General features: G+C 70.2%; 14 protein-coding genes. 8 read left to right on the forward strand and 6 right to left on the reverse strand.

Annotation, left to right across the window (positions count from 1 at the left end; genetic code table 11):
* Window positions 1-237: 237 nt before the first annotated feature.
* From ACFYO2_RS09365 to ACFYO2_RS09375, 3 genes are all read right to left on the reverse strand, one after another.
* A complete protein-coding gene (locus ACFYO2_RS09365) occupies window positions 238-699 on the reverse strand; it encodes a DUF4240 domain-containing protein (RefSeq protein WP_388346408.1) in 462 nt (153 codons plus the stop codon).
* 123 nt (window positions 700-822) lie between these two features.
* Window positions 823-8133: a DNRLRE domain-containing protein gene (locus ACFYO2_RS09370; protein WP_388346411.1), complete on the reverse strand. Its 7311-nt coding sequence runs from the start codon at window positions 8131-8133 to the stop codon at window positions 823-825.
* Between the two features lie 275 nt (window positions 8134-8408).
* Window positions 8409-8612 (reverse strand): DUF397 domain-containing protein, encoded by a 204-nt coding sequence (locus ACFYO2_RS09375; protein ID WP_388346413.1) that lies wholly within the window; start codon window positions 8610-8612, stop codon window positions 8409-8411.
* A gap of 341 nt (window positions 8613-8953) precedes the next feature.
* Between ACFYO2_RS09375 and ACFYO2_RS09380 the strand changes: the two genes are divergently transcribed.
* Window positions 8954-9547 (forward strand): hypothetical protein, encoded by a 594-nt coding sequence (locus tag ACFYO2_RS09380; RefSeq protein ID WP_388346416.1) that lies wholly within the window; start codon window positions 8954-8956, stop codon window positions 9545-9547.
* 20 nt (window positions 9548-9567) lie between these two features.
* On the opposite strand, the gene ACFYO2_RS09385 is transcribed toward ACFYO2_RS09380, so the two are convergent.
* Window positions 9568-9786, reverse strand: a complete 219-nt coding sequence (locus tag ACFYO2_RS09385) for a hypothetical protein (RefSeq protein WP_388346418.1) — start codon at window positions 9784-9786, stop codon at window positions 9568-9570.
* Between the two features lie 132 nt (window positions 9787-9918).
* Between ACFYO2_RS09385 and ACFYO2_RS09390 the strand changes: the two genes are divergently transcribed.
* Complete coding sequence (locus ACFYO2_RS09390; RefSeq protein WP_388346420.1) at window positions 9919-10419, forward strand: peptidylprolyl isomerase; 501 nt, start codon at window positions 9919-9921, stop codon at window positions 10417-10419.
* 98 nt (window positions 10420-10517) lie between these two features.
* Entirely contained in the window at window positions 10518-11885 is a 1368-nt protein-coding gene (locus tag ACFYO2_RS09395; protein ID WP_388346421.1) for an acyltransferase, read from the forward strand.
* Window positions 11886-12030: 145 nt separating this feature from the next.
* Here ACFYO2_RS09395 and ACFYO2_RS09400 read toward each other — a convergent pair whose 3' ends face one another.
* Complete coding sequence (locus ACFYO2_RS09400) at window positions 12031-13074, reverse strand: Ku protein (RefSeq protein ID WP_388346424.1); 1044 nt, start codon at window positions 13072-13074, stop codon at window positions 12031-12033.
* Between the two features lie 72 nt (window positions 13075-13146).
* On the opposite strand from ACFYO2_RS09400, the gene ligD reads away from it, so the two are divergent.
* Window positions 13147-14028 (forward strand): non-homologous end-joining DNA ligase, encoded by an 882-nt coding sequence (gene ligD / locus ACFYO2_RS09405; protein WP_388346427.1) that lies wholly within the window; start codon window positions 13147-13149, stop codon window positions 14026-14028.
* Window positions 14029-14131: 103 nt separating this feature from the next.
* On the opposite strand, the gene ACFYO2_RS09410 is transcribed toward ligD, so the two are convergent.
* A complete protein-coding gene (locus ACFYO2_RS09410; protein ID WP_388346430.1) occupies window positions 14132-14935 on the reverse strand; it encodes a nuclease-related domain-containing protein in 804 nt (267 codons plus the stop codon).
* A 135-nt stretch (window positions 14936-15070) separates the two neighbouring features.
* Here ACFYO2_RS09410 and ACFYO2_RS09415 point away from each other — a divergent pair, with 135 nt between their 5' ends.
* The 4 genes from ACFYO2_RS09415 to ACFYO2_RS09430 all read left to right on the forward strand — a co-directional run bounded on the left by ACFYO2_RS09415 (window position 15071) and on the right by ACFYO2_RS09430 (window position 18378).
* The gene (locus ACFYO2_RS09415) at window positions 15071-15577 is read left to right on the forward strand and encodes a dual specificity protein phosphatase family protein (RefSeq protein ID WP_388346433.1); all 507 of its coding nucleotides are present in this window, start codon (window positions 15071-15073) and stop codon (window positions 15575-15577) included.
* 109 nt (window positions 15578-15686) lie between these two features.
* Complete coding sequence (locus ACFYO2_RS09420; RefSeq protein WP_388346436.1) at window positions 15687-16466, forward strand: hypothetical protein; 780 nt, start codon at window positions 15687-15689, stop codon at window positions 16464-16466.
* Window positions 16463-17698, forward strand: coding sequence for an ATP-binding protein (locus ACFYO2_RS09425; protein WP_388346437.1), 1236 nt, complete (start codon window positions 16463-16465; stop codon window positions 17696-17698). Before ACFYO2_RS09420 ends, ACFYO2_RS09425 begins: the two co-directional genes overlap by 4 nt.
* A 212-nt stretch (window positions 17699-17910) precedes the next feature.
* The gene (locus tag ACFYO2_RS09430; RefSeq protein ID WP_388346440.1) at window positions 17911-18378 is read left to right on the forward strand and encodes an SH3 domain-containing protein; all 468 of its coding nucleotides are present in this window, start codon (window positions 17911-17913) and stop codon (window positions 18376-18378) included.
* The last annotated feature ends 35 nt before the right edge of the window (window positions 18379-18413 follow it).

Consider the following 18413-nt stretch of genomic DNA (forward strand, 5'->3'; position numbering starts at 1 on the left):
TCGCCACTCAGGGGGCAGAGCGCCATCGCCTCCGCCGCAGGACTGAAGGCGGGACGAGCCGTGAGGCATCCAGGGCTGCGATCCTCACCTCGGATCCCGAGGACCTCAGCGCGTTGTGCGGCCGACGAGTCACAGTCATCAGGGTCTGACGATCTACTGGCGAGTCATCGCAAGCTCAACCTGTGAAAGCGATCTACGTAAGGCTCGAGGAAGTGGCCTATTGCGACCCGACCGCTGTTATCGCCACCCCTCCGAGTTGCTCCCGGTTTCGTAGTCGTACGGCTCGATGTGATCCCATGAGTCGCCGGTGACCGATTCGAACGCCGTCGGAGCAATTTCCAGGAGCTCTTCGGCCTCGGCTGCCTCGTCGCTCGTGAAGGGTGAGAATTCCTCGGCGCGCGAGAGGACTCTCGCCACGGCGTCCGGGCCGGAAAGCACTGCGGCGCATCTGGCGTAAAGGAAGCGGTCCTCGGACTGCTTTACGGGCCTGCCGGAGCCCGAGACGACTCCCGCTACGGGGATATCCGCCAGTATCTTGAGGTCGAGGCGGAAAAGGATCTCGGCAAGGCGGTCCGCGAAGTCCTTGATTTCTTGGGGGCGGAGCCGACAGAGCCTGTCCCGGATGATTGCACATTGCTCTTCCGGCGATGTGGGAGCACTCACCTGGACGATCTCCCAGAAGGCAGGTTCTGCCAACATCTCTCGTGGCCCTTTCTAGTCAACACCGTGCACTGGCTGGATCAGACTACCCGACCCGTAATTGCTCCGGCAATGTCTGCTGCCGAATGCGGGCGCCCGAAGGGACGCCCGCATTCGGTTCCGCTACCTGTCGACGGGGTTGCCGTAAGGCCGCGATCCTCCGTTCTTCCGCTTATAGCGGCGAATCAGCCATGTCTCCATCCAGCGGGCCGCTCTCTTGCCCTTGAAGCTGCCGTGGATTCGGTAGGACCACGAGTGCTGAGGATGCTTTCTCTTCAGTCTCGCCACCTGGCTGTGAACGCGGCGCCCCTTTCCTTCTCCGTACTTCCAGACCGACTTGTTCTTGTAGATGGAGTACACGTATGTCTTGCAGGTGCAGTTGAGCGAGTTGCCGTGATATCCACACGACGAGTTGTGCGCGAGGACATCGCCCTCGCCACTGTTCACGATGAACGTGTGTACGTTTCCGACGTTCAGGTTGACGACGAACTGATCCGGGATTTCGCCCAGATTCCGGGTTGCCGTGACTCGTCGCCGCGTGCCGTCCGGGTCCGTGAGCGTGTCGCCCGTCAGCACGTCGGCGGCCTTCGTCCAGCCCTTGTCGACCACCCACAGGGGGTGCTCCGCCGTTGCCTGGAGCGGTGGGGTCGCCGGATCGAGGTCGGTGTCGATCTCGATCAGGTGCTTGGTGCCGTAGCCGTCGAAGACCTCCAGAACCGGTTCGGCGTAGGTCTCGCCGGTCTCTGGGTCGGTGGCGGCGACGTAGTCGCCGATCTGGATGGCGCCGATGGGCAGGTAGGTGCCGTCGGCCATCAGGACCATGGTCTCCGGCGCGAAGGAGTTGCACCTCGAGCGGCGGAATACCGACCGGGCTCTGGAGGCGTAACGCCTCATGCGACTGGCCTTGCGGAGGGCGCGGGCGGCCTTGAAGCCCTTGACCGCGAGGCGGCCGGCGGAGCCGAAGGCGACGCCGACGCCCATTTCGGCGGCCTTGCGCCAGTTGCCGGTGGCCGCGTACGAGATGGCACCGACGGCGGAGGCGATGTTGCCGATCGGGCCGGGTATGTAGGAGGCGACCTCCGCGACCCGGGCGACCCTTCGGAACGCCTTCTTCCAGCTGAAGCCCCAGTGCCCGTCGAGGTCGACGCAGTTGACGGGGTCGCCGCTGCAGTAGTCGTAGGCGTTGGCGTTGCCGCCGGGGTCGGGGTCGGTCTGCAGGAACCGGCCCAGTTCGGGGCTGTAGAGGCGGGCGCCCATGAGGATCACGCCGTCCAGCGCCTCGCCGGAGCGCTGCTTGCCGCCGAGCCAGCCGTAGCGTTGCGGTGCCTGGCCGTCGGTGGGGACGCCGAACTCGTCGTAGAGCAGCACCTTCGGCGTGGTCATCGCCGTGTCGAGGGTGATGGACACGTCGCCGTGCAGGTTGGCGAACTGCAGCTCCACGTCGCCGGTGGCGGACGTGGTGGCGGTCAGGTCGCCGTCGGGGCCGGAAACGTTACGGGTCAGGGTTCCCTGGGTGGTGTCCTCGATGATCCAGCGGGGCTCGTCGGAGTCGTCTCCGTAGTGGTTGAGTTTGCTGGTGGCGTTGGCCCAGGTGCCGTCCGCCTGCTTCTTCTCGGTGGTGAAGGCCTCGAAGCGCAGGGCGGGGTCGAGCGTCCAGGACTGGCGGGTGTCGCTCGCGGTCTGGCTCTCGACCAGGTCGTTGGCCCAGTAGGTGTTGGCCGAGCCGGTGCCGGTGGCCGTGGTGCGGCCGAAGGCGTCGTAGGTGTAGCCCGCGGTCAGCAGCCGGTCGGCGCTGTCGTAGGAGCTGGTGGTGACCGTGCCGCCGGTGCTGGCGCAGGAGCCGTCCTCGGCGGCCGGGGTGACCGTCTTGGAGGTGCGGTTCATTCGGCCTGCGATGCTGCGCCCGGTCTCGTCGAAGCGGTAGTCGCGGGTGACACAGCCCTGGGCGGTGGTGGACTGGACGGCCTTGGTCAGCCGGCCGAGCCGGTCGTAGGAGTACTCCTTGCTGTCGGTGGAGGCGGTGTCGGAGGCGATGGCGCCCTGCGTGGTCAGCTCGATGTGCTGGCCGTAGACGATCTCGCCGTCGGAGCTACGGGTGTAGGTGCGGCCCGTGGACTCACCGGCGGCGTTGTAGGTGTCCTTGCGGACGTAGCCGCCCGGGTAGGTCTGCTCCACCGGCTGGCCGTCCGGGCCGTACCTCGCGGTGAAGGTGCCCGCGATGCTGTCGGTGACCGAGGTGACGAAGCCGCGGGGTTCCTGGGTGCGGTCGTAGGCGTAGGTGGTCGAGCCGGTGTCGTCGCTGACCTTGACCGGCTTGCCGTACTTGTCGAACTCGGTGACGGTGGTGCCGCCGTCGGCGTCCGTGTAGGACAGCAGCCGGTCCAGGAGATCGAAGACGCGGGTGAGTGTCTTGCCGCCGGCCACGGTCTTGACGGCGTTGCCGGTGACCGGGTCGTACTCGGTGGTCACCTTCGGCAGGGCCTTGCCGACGTCGGAGGTGATCTCGGTGGAAAGGATCCGGTCGGCCGCGTCATAGGCGGTCACCGTCTTGCGGGTCTTGCCCGCGTTGGTCTCGGTGACCTCCTCGATGTCGCCCGAGCGCGAGTAGCGGGTGATCCGCTTGACCGGCAGGGTGTCGGCCATGCGGGCGGTGTCCGCGCCGGTGACCTTGCCGCCGGGCTGCGTGACGCACGGGTTGCCCGCCCATTCGGGCCGGTTGCCGCAGGACGCGTCGTCCGGGTTGGCGCCCGCCGTGTAGAAGACGGTCTTCACCGTGCCGGCGTCCGCGCCGTTGGAGCCCGGCCTGCGCGACTCGACCGCTCGGCCGGCCGCGTCGTACCTGATCGTCGAGGTCAGGTTCGCCCCGCCGGTCACGGCGTCAGTGGTGACGGACGTCTCGGCGCGCAGCGTCCAGCCGGAGGTGCCCCCGATGGGTGTGTCGTAGCCGGTCTTGGTGACCCGGACCTCGACGTCCGCCGTGTAGCCCTCGATGCGGGCGCCCTCACGGGTGGTGGTCTCCATGTGGTAGGCCGCCCCGTCGGGCTTGCCCTCGTCGTAGACGTGGACCGTGTGGGACCGGACCACCGCCGACTCCCCCGCCTTCAACGCCGGCATCGGCGGGTCGGACTGGGCCGGGACATCCTCCTCCAGCTGGGCCCGGTAGCCAGGGCCGAGCTCTTCGAGCAGGTCGAGGCCGTCACGGCTGTAGACGCTGCGGCTGTCCAGGAGCCCGGCGCGGGCGGCCGGGTCGTCCGGCAGCCCGAGTTCGGCCGCCTTGTCGTCGGCGTCGTCACCCTTGCCCAGGGCCAGCATGCGGCCGGAGGCGTCAAGCGTGCGGACGGTGTTGCCGAACCGGTCGTACTCCGTGGTGTCGATGTCACCGATACCGGTCGGCGACCAGGTGGCCGAGTTCACCTCCTGCGCCGAGGCGTTGAGGTAGTGGACGGCAGCCTGCTGGTAGCCGTCCTTGCCCGGCGTGGTCGCGGTGGCGGTGTGGATGCCCGGGTCCGACTCGACGTCGAAGACGGCGGTCGCGTCCGTGGGCGCGTCCGACTGGCCCCAGGTGGCCGCGGTGGCGCCGTCCATGTCGTACGGGCCGCCCTGGGCGCGGGTGAGCGGCACCTCGTAGACCACCTTGGAGGCGGTCTCACCCTCGACGACGTCCTTGCTGCCCGGCATGAGCGCGGGGCGGCGGACCTTCAGCAGACGGCCAGGGTCCTGGTCGGCACCGGCCTTGCCGTAGTCGAGATACCACGGCAGCTCGCCGGTGGTGTCGATGGAGGTGAGGCGGCCGGCGCTGTCGTAGGTGTACTTGGTCTTGAACGTGGTGGTGTCGGTGGCGGACGCCTTGCGGGGGTCCCACGCCTCCACCAGGCGGCCCGTCGGGTCGTAGCGGTAGGTGGCCACGTCGACGGCGCTCTCCGCGGCGGCGTCCGGGTCCCACGACCAGATCCGCACCGCCTTGACCCGGTCGGTCACGTCACCGGGCGTGGTGGCTGTCGCGGTGGTGGCGGTGGCGTAGACGTACTCCAGCACCTCGCAGCCGCGTGCCGGGGAGCTGCCCGTGCACTGTGCGCTGTCGTCCACGCCCGGCTCGGCCTCGGCGATCACCCGTTTGACCAGCACGCGGCCGTCGGTGGTGTCGTAGACGTAGCGGGCGGTGGACGCCTCGTCGGTGCCGGAGACGGACTCGACCACGTACACGTCCGAGCCGGTCTGCTTCTTGAACGTGGTGATGGTGCCGTCGTCGTCGGTCAGCAGATAGCTGCTGCCGGACACCTTCAGGAGCAGCCCCTCGGCGCCGGGCTCGGGGCTGAAGGAACCGTCGGAGCTCTTGGCGAAGGTGACGATGGTGTCGTCGTAGGCCGTGAGGACCGCGACGTCCTTGCCGGGGAAGGTCAGCGAGAAGTACTCGTTGTCGGTGACCCCACCCGTGGCGCCGCCCGCCCACTCGGGCCCGAACGGCGCGACCAGTTCGCGCAGCGACAGGTGGTCGTAGTGGACCGCCTTGCCGGAGTCGGCCGCGAAGCCGTTGTAGAGCCGCAGGTAGGCGGAGGTGGCGTCGGCCGGGACGGTGAAGTCCAGCGTCAGCTCCGCCCACGCGTCGGTGTACGGCACCTTCCGCGACGTCTTCGTCACCGTGCCCGACGGCGTGGCGAAGGCGGCGTACAGGCGTAGGCCGTTGGCGTGCTGCGGGGACAGACCGGTCGCCGACGGCACGTAGGCCCAGGTGGAGAACCGGTAGGTCTTGCCCGGCCTCATTCCCAGGCGCAGCGCTCCACTGTCGCCGCCGACCGAGGCGTAGGTGTCGCCGCTCGTGCTGGAGGTCGGCAGGAGCTTGAGCGAGTCGGGGGAACCGTCCTGGCCGAGGGTGGTGACCCGGCTGAGGGCGGCGGTGGTGGCGGTGAAGCCGGTGGTGTCGGTGGAGAGGTCCTGCTGGTTGGCGGTCAGCCGCTCGCCCTGCGGCATCCAGCCGCGGTCGGTGCCGCGGGAGGAGGCGGTGCGGGAGGAGGACAGGCCGAACTCGTCGGCGTCGGTGACGTCGACGGAGTAGTCGCCGGTGAGGAGGTTCACCGAGCCGGGGCCGACCTCCTCCGAGGCGGCGCCGTCGGCGTTCGGGTCCACGGTGAAGCCCCGCCACTCGCTGATGTAGGCGGCGTCGGCGTCGTTGTCCGTGTAGAGCAGCGCCCGTACCTCGGCGACGCCGCCGATCTGGCCGAGGGTCTCCAGGACCGACCAGTTGGCGTGCGTGCCCATGTCCGACAGCACCGTCTTCTGCGCCGTGAACGGGGTGTTGTCGGCCTTCGCGAGGTTCGCGAGCGGAACGTCGTAGACGGATGCGCCCGGGCCGCGCCGGTACTGGAAGGTGACGCGCGTGTACTTCGGCTGGGCGTCCAGCTCCAGCTTGACCCGCCGAGCGCTGACCGCCCCCTCGGCGGGTTGCACGATGGCGCCCTGGCCGACCAGGAAGTCGTAGCTGACGGCCGTTGAGACGTTGCCCGCCTTGTCCTTGGCCTGCACTCGCAGCGTGCGGTGACCGTCGGCGGCCGGAGTGAGAGTCACCGTGGCCGACCCTGTGGCGGATACGGTCTGCGCCGCGGCACCGTCCAACGAGTACACGTACCCGGACAGGTCACTGGTGCCGGAGGCGGGGCTGAAGGTGAACTGGCCGGATGTGCCCGCGCCGCCGTGCCACTTGCCGTCCTGCGGGTAGTCCGTGGAGGACACGAACGGCGCGCCGGGCTTGGTGGTGTCGACCGTGAAGGTCTGCCAGGCCGACCAGGTGCCGTTCCAGTCAGTACCGTCGTAGACCGCGGCGCGCCACTTGTAGGAGCCCTGGGCCAGAGCGGTGCCTGGAGTCCAGGTGGCGGCGGCGCCGGAGGCCACGTACACCGACTTGCCCGACTGGAGGGCGGCCGTGCCGTCCGACTTCCAGATCTCGAACGTGAGCTGGACGGTGTTGCCGTCCGCGTCCGTCGCCTTGGCCGACAGCGTGGGCGTGGTGTCGTTGGTCGCCGCACCCGTCAGCGGGGACAGCGGCGTCGCCGCGCCCGGCTTGGTGTTGTACTGCACCGTCAGCGAGGGCTCGGACGCCGGGTCGTGGGAGCCGCTGACGTAGTTCGCCGACCGGTAGCGGCGCCAGGTGAGTGAGTCGGCCTCGTCGACCGCGGCCAGCCGCAGACCGTAGTTGGCCTGTCCGTCCGACCACGCCTGGGCGATGGCGTCGATGTCCCAGGTGTTGTAGCCGGCGGGGCAGTTGGTGGTGCTGTAGCCCTTGGCGTCCTTGATCGTCACCGCGCCCGTCGTGGTCGTCGCGGGCTGCGTGGACCAGGTGATGGCCGCCGAGTCCCAGTTGGCGGTGATCCTGCGCGCCTCGACACCGGAGCCGGAGGTGCTGCACGTCGACGAGTAGTACGAGTACAGCCGCAGCTTGGCGTCGAGGATGTGCTTGCCCGCGTACTTGGAGACGTTGAACTTCAGGTACGACCGGGCCTTCTCACTGCCGTCGTACGTGCCCGCCTTCAGCTCGGCCGAGCCCTGCTGCGAGGTCAGGTAGTCGTTGTACTGGACCCAGGTGTCGGTCACCGGACCCATCAGCGAGTCGGTCGGGTCGATCGTCACCGGATACGTCACATCCGGATCGGCCAGGAACTCGGCGCTGGGCCTGAGCACCAGCACCTGCCCCTTGCCGTCCTCGGCGTCGACGACGCTGACGTCGACCGGTGCCAGGTGCTCGGGCTCCCCGGACACCTTGTCCTGGGCAGCGTCCCACATCACCGGGGCCGGGGCGCCGGCCTTCGCCTCGCCCTTGGCGTCCTCCCAGCTCAGCCGCTTGTCGGAGGTCTCCTTCAGGCGCAGTCCCGTGGCATCGACCGGAAGCCGGTACTCCACCGGGCCGTCCGGGCGCTCACGGAGCACCACGTTGTGGGTGAAACCTTCCTTCAGAGCCGTGACGACCAGGTCGCCGCCCTCAACAGCCCCTCGGTACGTGGCTGTCGGCCCGTCCAGCTCGGGCTTGGGCAGCTTGCCCTCCCAGCCCACTCCGAGGGCGTGTTTCCCGCGCTCGACCTGAACCAGGGTCTCGCCGCTGCCGCCGTCCGACAGCGTCACGTCGGCGGCCGCCATCTTCGGCGCCACCATCCCGCCGGCATCCACCAGGGTGGTGTCCACCGGTCGCCAGGTGCCGCGTTCGTCCTGGACGCGGATGGGCCCGGTGTACGACTCCACCGTCGTGGTCCCGTCCGGGTTGGCCCACGTCGTGGTCGACGCGGTCCGCTCTCCCGTGACCTCGATCCGCCGGTCCTGCAACCGTGCCATCAACAAGGCGGAGGCCGCGTCCTCAGCCTCCGCCGGTCCCAGCGTCTTCGGCGCCGAGTCCTCCGCGGTGGACCGGGTGGGCCCGGCGACCGCCGTACCCGCCTCGATCAAGCCCACCGACAGCACCATCGCCGCTGCCAGGGCTATCCGTCTCAGCCGCGCCCGGGACGGCAGCGGATGCCGCCCCCATGACGCAGATGATGATTCCTTCATCCCCTTGATGCCCCTTCTGACAAGCCGTGATCAATCGCAATGACCGACTGGAACTTACAGAGACACAACAAGAGGCAAATGTGGCAAATGACGACACGTCCATTACGGTATGGAGGATCTGTGATCCAACTGTGTCGTCGTCATGTGGGGCTTGTGGAAGTTGAGTTGAGCGTCGGGCGTCAAAGAGCCGCCGCGAAGTCCACGAACGCCGCCCACTCCGAGGGCGGGAAGGCAAGTTGGGCTCGGGGGGGGGCCTTGGAGCCGCGGATGCGGACGGTGCTGGGCTCTACGGCGGCCTCAAGGCAGGCGCCACCCCCGTTGCCGCTGTAGCCGCTCTTGAACCAGGCGAGGGCCGCGGGTTCCGCAGCTTCTGAGTGCCACACCTCGCGGTGCGTTCCCTCCGCGTCGAATCACCCGACACGCCGCGTATCGAGGTGGTCGATCCGAGAGGCGATCGTCAGCCCCTGCCTCGTGCCACCGCGCCGAGCCACGAAGACGAAGCAGGTCGCGGGCTGCTCCTCGTCGAGGTACTCGCGACCCGCTGGGGAAGCGAGCCCTGGCCGACGTCCGGCAAGGCCGTCTGTGCGGAGATCGTGCTCCGTCAAGGGGTGTGATCCCGGGAGCGGGGCCGTTCCGACTTCGGCGATACACGAACGCGCCGCAAACCGATCCAAGGCGGACACTGGAGTAGACAGTGTCGGCGCGGGCAAGGGGGTGTCGGCCGGTGGTGACGAGGGCGCGGCGTACGAACGCGTGGTTGTGGCGGTGGCGGCGCAGTCCGCTTCGGCGTGGGAGTGACGTCGTCGAGGCTTGGGTCCTGCTTGCCGCCTGGGTTCTGGCCGTGGTGGGCGGGGTTCTCGTGGGGCTGGTCGCGCAGGGGGCCATGGAACGGGATCTTGATCGACAGCGGGTGGAGCGGCGGACCGTTACGGCGGTGCTCGTCGAGGACGGGCGGGACAAGGAGGCGCCCGCGGTCGCCGCCGGTGACGGGCACGTGTGGGTGAAAGCGCGCTGGGCCGGCCCGGACGGCTCGCGGCACACCGGTCTGGTCAAGGTACGGCCGGGCGACGACGCGAGAGTCGGGGCCCGGGTCACCGTGTGGACGGACCGGCGCGGTGCGGTTGTGACGGAGCCCGTGACCGACGGGGAGGCCCGACTCCAGTCGGTCCTCACGGGGGTGCTGTGCGGCGTGGTCACCGGCGCGGCCGTGGCGGGCGGCGGGCGCGCCGTTCGGGCGGGGCTGGACCGGTGGCGCAGGGAGCAGTGGGCCGCGGAGTGGGCGCGGCTCGATACGCGGTGGGGCGGGAAGACCGGGTGATCGACGGGCGCGGAGAATCGCTACGGGGTGTTGCTCCATACGTATGGTCCGCCACCGCGCCACTCGATCAGCTCGGGGTCGTCGACGGCCCGGTCCTCGGCGGGGAGGCCCGCGCGGTGCATGAAGTCGAGGACGTCGAACAGGCTGTAGGCGGTGCCCATGCGTTCGTCGTCGATCATGACCCGCCGTCCGCCGTCCGACTCCGGCGGAAGCACAACCACAGGGGGGCGTACGTCCATGTCTCCAGCATCGCCGGAACCGGGTCGGCGCGCAGCAGGGGCTGCCGTGGGCGCCATGGGGCGTCGGCCTCGGATGTCCGGGCTGTGTGACACCATTCCTCGGTCAAGCCCCGTCAGAAAAGGACCATTCCCATGTCAAGGGTCGAGCTGACCACCAACTTCGGGCGTATCGTCCTCGAGCTCAACGACGCCGAGGCTCCGAAGACCGTCGAGAACTTCCTGACGTACGTCCGCAACGGGCACTACGACGGCACGATCTTCCACCGTGTGATCGACGGCTTCATGGTCCAGGGCGGTGGCTTCACCGCGGACATGGTGCAGAAGCCGACCATGGCGCCGGTCCCGAACGAGGCCGACAACGGGCTGAAGAACACGGCCTACACCGTGGCGATGGCGCGGACCAGTGACCCGCACTCCGCGACCGCCCAGTTCTTCGTGAACGTCTCGGACAACGAGTTCCTGAACTACACGGCGAAGACCCCGAACGGCTGGGGTTACACCGTCTTCGGCCGGGTGGCCGAGGGCCAGGACGTCGTCGACAAGATCAAGACGGTTCGGACCGGCAGCAGCCGCGGGCACGGAGACGTTCCCACGCAGCCCGTCATCATCGAGGGCGCCAAGGTTCTGGACTGACCCGGTCAGGGTCAGGGTGGTGTGGTGCCGGGCACGGATTGGTTGCGGCCTGAGCTTTTCGCCGTGACCGGCCCGTGCCCGCGGCAGCATGACGTCATATGAGTCGCAGCAGCCCGAACGCACGGCCTTCCCGGGATCGGTACGTCGATTTCCTGCGTGCCTGGGCCATCGTCCTCGTCGTGTTCGGGCACTGGCTGATCACCGGGCTGGTTCGCGGGCCCGGCGGGGAGATCAGCGCGCCTGAACTGCTGGCGACCGTTCCCTGGACCCAGTGGCTGACCCTTTTCTTCCAGGTCATGCCGCTGTTCTTCCTGGCCGGCGGGCATGCCGCCGGCGGCTCCTGGGCGCGGGCCGGAGGCGGTACCGCCGAATGGGTGAGGCGGCGGGCCGTGCGGCTGCTGCTGCCGGCCGGGGTCTACAGCGGGCTGGTGCTGGCCGCCGTAGGCATCTGCTCCACCGTCGGTGTGGATCCGGGGACCCTCGCTCTGGTGGGCTGGGCCATGGCCATGCAGTTCTGGTTCCTGCCCGTCTATCTGCTGCTCAGTGCCCTGACCCCCGTGTTGTACGGGGCGCATGTGCGCTGGGGGCTCCTCGTCCCCGTCGCCATGGGGCTGGTCGCGCTCGCCGCCGACGCTCTGGTGCTCACCGTGCACCTGCCGTACGTCGGGCTCCTGAACTACGTCCTCGTCTGGGGCGTGGCCTACCAGCTCGGCTTCTGCTGGCGGGACGCGCTGGTCGGCGGAATCGGAAGCGGAAGCGGAAACGGCAAGAACGGGAAGAAGTGGGTGCCCGTCGCCATGGTCGTGGGTGGCGGGGGTGCCTTCGCCGGCCTTGTCGGCCTCGGGCCCTTTCCGGTCAGCCTGATCCTCGTCACCGGGCAGCAGCCCAGCAACACCGATCCGCCGTCCGCCGCCATGCTGGCCTGGACCGTGGCCCAAGCGGGGCTCGCTCTTCTCCTCGCTCCGGCCCTGCGGCGGCTACTGAATCGGGAGCGGGTGTGGCGGGCCGTACGGCCGCTCGGCGGGGTCAGCATGACGCTCTACCTCTGGCACATGCTGCCCGTGCTCGTCATCGCCGGCGGCTTCTACCTGACCGGGCTCGCGCCCCAGCCCCACTACGGGTCCGCGGGGTGGTGGGCGCTGCGGGTGCCCTGGCTGATCGTCCTCGGTGTCGTGCTGGTCGGGGTTGTGGTGGCGCTTCGGCCGCTGGAGCGTGGGCTGGGCGTCCTGTACGAGCGGGGCGGGGCAGGACGTCCCTGGACGCTCTGGCTCGGCCTCGCCGCGAGTGTGGCCGCGCTGACCCGGTTCGCCGCGCAGGGGTTCGCGTACGAGGGGCGGTTTCCCGTGCTGCCCGCGCTGGGGCTTGCGGTGGGCGTCGCGCTGGTGACGGTGCCGGGGCGGGCGCCCGAACGCCGCGACGCGAAAAACGCCCAGGGCTCCCAGGGCTCCGTGGAGGAAGCTGCCTGACACCAGCACGGACGAAGGGGGCGGGACGGCAACGCCTGGGTGATCAGCCGCGGGTGTGCACACGCCGTGTCCGGCCCCACCGGACCAGATGGTGGGTGTGGACGCCGCAGCCGGGTCAGTGACGGTCCGGTCCTTCGCCGCGCGTTCAGGCCGTGCGCTTGCGTGACGCCGTCTTCTTCGCGGCCGACTTCTTCGCCGCGGTCTTCTTCGTCGACGTGCTCTTCGCCGTCGCCGTCTTCCTCGTTCCCTGCGCCGACTTGGCCGTGGACTTCTTCGCCGTCGTCGTCTTCTTCGCGGCCGTCTTCTTCGCCGTGGACGTCGACTTCTTGCCGCCCGCCTGCTTGGGCGTGGCCCGCGCCGACTTCCGGGCCGGCAGCGGTCTGACCTCGGCCTCCTCCGGCTCCCCTGCCTCGCCCCGCGACTCCTTCGCCGCCTTCACGCTCTTCTCCAGCGCCGCCATCAGGTCGAGGACCCTCCCGCCCCGCGCAGTTTCGGGGGCCTCTGGCGGGGCCTCGCCGACGGCCTTCGCGGCGACGACCTCCTCCAGGGCCTCGCGGTACTCGTCGCGGAGGTCTTCGAGGTCGATCTCGCCGAGGGTGTCCATCAGGGCGTCGGCGAGATCGAGTTCCTTGTCGTTGACGGTGACCTTGGTGTCGGGGGCGAGGCCCTCGGGGGCGCGGACCTCGTCCGGCCAGAGGAGGCCGTGCAGGGCGATGGCGTCGCCCACCACGCGCAGCATGCCGAGGCGCTCGCGGCCGCGGAGCGCGAACTTGGCGATGGCGGCCTTCTGGCTGCGCTTGAGGGCCTCGCGCAGCAGGGTGTACGGCTTGGCGGCGGGGGCGCCACCCGCCGCGAGGTAGTACGCGGCGTCGATCTGGAGCGGGTCGATGCGGTCGGCCGGGACGAAGGCGACGATCTCGATGGTCTTGGCAGTGGGGAGCGGCAGGTGAGCGAGGTCGTCGTCCGTGATGGGGATGATCGTGCCGTCCGCGTCCTCGTAGCCCTTGCCGATCTCCGCCGTGCTGACCTCGCGGTCCTCCAGCTCGCAGACCTTGCGGTAGCGGATGCGCCCCATGTCCTCCGTGTGGATCTGACGGAAGGAGATCGAGTGGCTCTCGGTGGCGTTCACCAGCTTGATCGGGATGCTGACCAGGCCGAACGAGATGGCTCCGTTCCATATGGATCGCACGTGCGGCAACCTTTCGATCGCTTTCGGGAGACTTGTTGGCATTTGCGACGGACTCTCTGGAATTCTCATCCTATGACGCCGATCACAGAGGTGGAGGGGCGAAGGCTCGCGCTCAGCAATCTCGAGAAGGTGCTGTATCCCGCGACCGGGTTCACCAAGGGCGAGCTGCTGCACTACTACGCGACCACCGCCGAGGTCCTGCTGCCCCACCTGAGGGATCGGCCGGTGTCCTTCCTGCGCTATCCGGACGGACCCGACGGGCAGGTCTTCTTCACCAAGAACGTGCCGCCGGGTACGCCCGACTGGGTCACCACCGCCGAGGTGCCCAGGTCGGAGGGGCCGGCCCGGATGGTGCTGGTGCAGGACCTGGCTAGCCTGATGTGGGCGGCCAACCTGGTCACCGAGTTCCACACCCACCAGTGGGTCGTCGACGCGCCCGGCGAAGCCGACCGGCTGGTCTTCGACCTCGATCCCGGGGCGCCGGCGAGCATCGTCGAGTGCTGCGAGGTCGCGCTCTGGCTGCGGGAGCGGCTGGCGGCGGACGGGATCGACGCGTACGCGAAGACCGCCGGATCGAAGGGGCTGCATCTGCTGGCGGCCCTGCGGCCGGTCTCCTCCGACGCCGCCTCCGAGTACGCCAAACAGCTCGCCGTCGAGGCGGAGAAGGCGATGCCCCGGCTGGTCGTACACCGGATGACGCGGAGCCTGCGGCCCGGCAAGGTGTTCGTCGACTGGAGCCAGAACGCCGCTCGCAAGACCACCGCCACGCCCTACACCCTGCGGGCCCGGGCGCGGCCGTTCGTGTCGGCACCGGTGACATGGGGCGAGGTCGAGGAGTGCGGGGCGCCCGAGCAACTGGCGTTCCAGGCACCGGACATCGCACCCCGCGTGCAGGACTACGGCGACCTGCTGGCCCCGCTCCTGGGCGCGGACGCGGCGGGGTCGCTGCCCTGAGCACCCCTTCCGCGGAGTGCTCCCCTCCCGTTCAGTCGGCTGAGCGATCGGCCGTGACGCGCCGGTCCGCCCCGCCCTGGGGACCCCGCCTGACCGAACCGGCTCAGACCCGCACCCACGTCTGCCGGTCCCGTGCCATCGCGTGCAGCGCCTCCACGTCCGCCGGCTTGAGGACGCCGCCGAGCCCGGCCAGGCCCTCGACCTCCGTGTCCGTCATGATCCGGGTCTCGCGCGGCTCCACGGTGACCTGCACGTCGGCGGGGCCGACGAGGGCCAGGACCGGGCGGACCTCGGCGGTCAGGGCATAGGAGGCGCGGTCGGCGTCGGCGCGGACGCGGCGCAGCAGCGGGCGGGGTTCGCGGCGGCCCAGCGCGACCATGGGGTCGGCGACCGTGACCCGCTGCTTGCGGGCGTACAGCGTGTGGACCGCGAAGAGCCCGCCGGGGCCGATCACCAGGTGGTGGATGCGGTCGCCGCCGGGCAGCGGGACCGAGTGCAGGGTGTGCCAGCCGGCGCCGTCGAGTCGGTCCAGGGCCTCCCCCACCGCCTGTTCGGCCGCCAGGGCCCGGCGGCGGGGATCGGGGCGAAGCCGGCGGGCGGGGCCCGGGTCCCGGTCCAGGGCGATCTGGAGCGCCTCGCCGGGGCGGTTGGGCGCCAGGTCGTCGTCCGGGTGGAGGGACAGCCGGGCGAGCTCCGCGGGCGTCGGCACCGGGGGCGGGCCGACGGCCACCGGCCCGGTCAGGAAGGGGCCGAGGACGTCGAGGACCTCCTGTCTGCGGTCCTCGCTCAGCAGGTTGACCCGGGATGCCTCACGGTCGTACCAGGCGATGTTCCTGCCGTCCGTGAGGCAGACGTACAGCCGCTCCTGACCGTGGCGCCAGGTCGGTACGACGCGCAGTCCGCTCATGCACCATCACCCCTGACCATGGGAACAGGCTGGGTGCTCCAGGGGCAAGAAGCCGGTTGCCTTTGCCGGTTACCTTTGAAGGGGAGTTGACCCGGGTACCAATGGGTGAGTTGGTCGGGGCTTGGGGAGGCGCCGTTGCGGACGCGCAGGAAGCAGGCCGACGTGCCCGCTCCGGAGGATGCGTGGAACGAGGTCGTGCCGGGGCTGTGGATGGGCGGGCACGAGTTCAGGGGCCGCTCCGGGCAGGTGGAGTTCGCCGTCGTACGGGACGAGTTCGATCTCGTGCAGACCCTGCTGAGGCTGCCGGGGCACGGGCCGGATCCGGGCGTCGAGCACCATGTGTGGCCGATTCCCGACGGACCGCTGGACGGCACGCAACTCGCGGGCGTGATACGCCTGGCACAGGCCGCGTGCGACGCGCTGGACGAGGGCCGCAGGGTCCTCGTCCGCTGTTACCACGGCTACAACCGCTCGGGCCTGGTCGTCGCGCACGCCCTGATCCGCCAGGGGCACTCCGCCGAGGAGGCGATACGGCTGATCCGGTCCCGCCGCTCGCCCTGGGCCCTGCACAACGAGCTGTTCGTCGAGTACCTGCAAGCGGGGCTGCCGACGGCACGGCTCCTGGAGGAGCTCGCCGAGTAATCGTTTCTTCCCGGCTGCTTCCCGGCTTCGTCCAGGCTTCCTCTCGGCCTTGAGCGGCCAGGGCCGACCGGCCCGCAAAAAGGACTTCCCGACGAATAGGGTGTACGCCGTGCCCCCCTCGCCGCTCCGCACCGCCGCCACCGCCGCCCTGCTGCTGGCGACGTCCGCGACGCTCGCGGGCTGCGGCGACACGGGCGGGCTGCACGGCGCGGGCCCGACCTCGACCGCCATCAGCCCGGAACGCCTGTGGCCGAGCCTGCCGCCGGTGTCGAGTCCGGCCTTCGTCATCGGCGAGGTGAACACCGAGGTCGTCAAGGGCATCGCCGTACCCGGCGACGACATCCGCGAGGTGGACCCGGTCGCGATCGTGCGCAGGGAGATCACCGCGAGTCCGGGCGACTACGGCTCCGGTTCGCCGTACCACGAGACGTCCCGCCGGATGGCCGACTGCGGCGAGGGCGCGGGGAAGGGCCGGTGCCCCGTCCTGCGGCCGTACTACCGCGACCTGACCGGCGACGGGCGCGAGGAGCTGACGCTGGGCTTCCGGCAGCTGCCCGAGAAACTGACGGCCGTACGCGTCTACACGGTCGACAAGCACCGGCTCGTGCAGATCATGGCCTGGGAGGACGCCGTGAGCGGGGTCGAACTGGCCGGACGGTCCGTGATCATCCGCTCGCCGTCCGAGGTGGCGGGATACGAGTACCGGCTCCAGTGGACCTGGGACCCGCAGCAGAAGGCGATGCTCCTCACCCACGACGAGATGCTGCGCACCGGCCCGCACACGAAGACGCCGCGCCCCTCCGCCTCCCCCTCCGCTTCCGCTTCCGCCTCCGCCTCTGCCTCCGCTTCCGCCTCCCCCTCTGCCTCGCCGTCCGCGAGCGGCCGATGAGGCTCGCACTCCCCCGGTGGGCCGGCACGCTCGCCGTGAAGGCCGCCGTCTTCATCACCGTGATGTGCTGCGCGCTGGCCGCCCTGCTCGGCGTCCTCGTGCACGTCTCGGTGACGAACCAGACCGTCGGCCAGGCCCGGGAGCTCGCGCTGGACCGGCTGAAGGAGGCCACGGCGGCGTTCGAGGCCGGGGACTCGCCGATGCGGGACGTCGACGTCGATCCCCCGGACCTTCCCGAGCCGCTGCGCGAGCTCGCGGCGGCCGGGGAACGCGGCACGATGGTCGGCGAGCACCGCGGACGCCCCACGATGTGGGCGGCGGGGCCGGTCGACGGCGGGCGGGCGCTGGCCGTGGAGGTCGACTACTCGCAGGGCGAGCGGACCATCGACGGCCTCGACCGGGCGATCGTATGGTCGTCGGCGCTGGCGATCGGGGCGACGCTGCTCGTCGGCGCGTTCGCGGTGACCCGGGTGACCCGGCGGCTGCACACCACGGCGCAGGTCGCCCGGCGGATCACCGCGGGCGACCTGGACGCCCGCGTCGACGACCCCCGTACGAAGGATCCGACGCGCCCCCAGGACGAAGTGGCCGCGGTCTCCGTCGCGCTGGACTCCATGGCCGCGTCCCTGCAGGGCAAGCTTCTCGCCGAGCAGCGGTTCACCGCGGACGTGGCGCACGAGCTGCGCACCCCGCTCACCGGGCTGCACGCGGCGGCCGAGCTGCTGCCGGCGAGCCGGCCGACCGAACTGGTACGGGACCGGGTCGCGGCCCTGCGCACGCTCACCGAGGACCTACTGGAGATCTCCCGCCTCGACACCGGCCGGGAGCGGGTGGAACCGGACCGGGAGCCGTTGGCCGCGCTGGCCGAGCGGGTGGTGCGGGCGTCGGGGACCGACACGGAGGTCGTCGTCGTACGGGACGTGGCGGTGGAGACGGACCGGCGGCGGCTGGAGCGGGTGCTGGGGAATCTCGTCGCGAACGCGCATCGGCATGGGCGGGGGCCGGTGGTGCTGACGGTGGACGGGCCCGTGGTGACGGTGCGGGACCACGGGGACGGGTATCCGGATTACCTCCTCGAGCACGGGCCACAGCGGTTCCGTACGGAGGGGGTTTCCAAGGGGCACGGGCTGGGGCTGACCATCGCGGTGGGGCAGGCGGAAGTGCTGGGGGCTCGGTTGGTGTTCGCGAACGCGGAGGACGGCGGGGCGGTCGCCGTACTGACGCTGGGTTAGGGCACTCGGCGTGGAGCTCGGGGCCTTGGGGTGTTTTGCCGACCGCGGGTTGTGGGGGCTTGTCGCGCCCGCGCGACGGAGCCGCATGATGTCACAGCCCCGCGCCCCTGGAGCGCTGCGCGCTCCTATGGACCAGCGTGACGGGCGACGGTGGGACAGCGCTCCTAATGTGGCGCTTAGTCAGCTTCGCCCCCGTTCATGGAGGTACCGCCGTGTCCCTGCGTTCCCGCTGCGCCATAGCCATCGCCGTCAGCGCTCTCGTCACCACCGCCGCCACCGCCGCCCCCGCCGTCGCGGACGACGACTGGGGTCAGGGCCAGAGCAACAACTCGGAGCAGAACCAGAGCAGCACCCCGGGACAGAACCAGAGCGGCAACTGGCAGCAGAACCAGAGCGACACCCCCGGGCAGAACCAGGGCGGCGACTGGGGCCACGGCGACAACCAGCGCTTCTACAAGGGCGTCGTCACCGCGAGCTCGCTCGCCCTGCGCAGCGCGCCGAACCGCGGCTCACAGGTCATCCGGTACGCCAGCAGAGGCGAGATCCTCTCGATCTTCTGCAAGACCCGCGGCGAGAACATTCAGGGCGACCCCCTCTGGTACCAGATCGCGGACGACATCTGGGCCTGGGGTGCAGCCCGCTACATCGACACCATCGGGCCCACTCCCCGCTGGTGCTGATGACGGAGGGGAACAAGGTGCCCTATCTGGGTAGG

This window comes from Streptomyces sp. NPDC006602 (assembly GCF_042870385.1).
GTDB lineage: Bacteria > Actinomycetota > Actinomycetes > Streptomycetales > Streptomycetaceae > Streptomyces.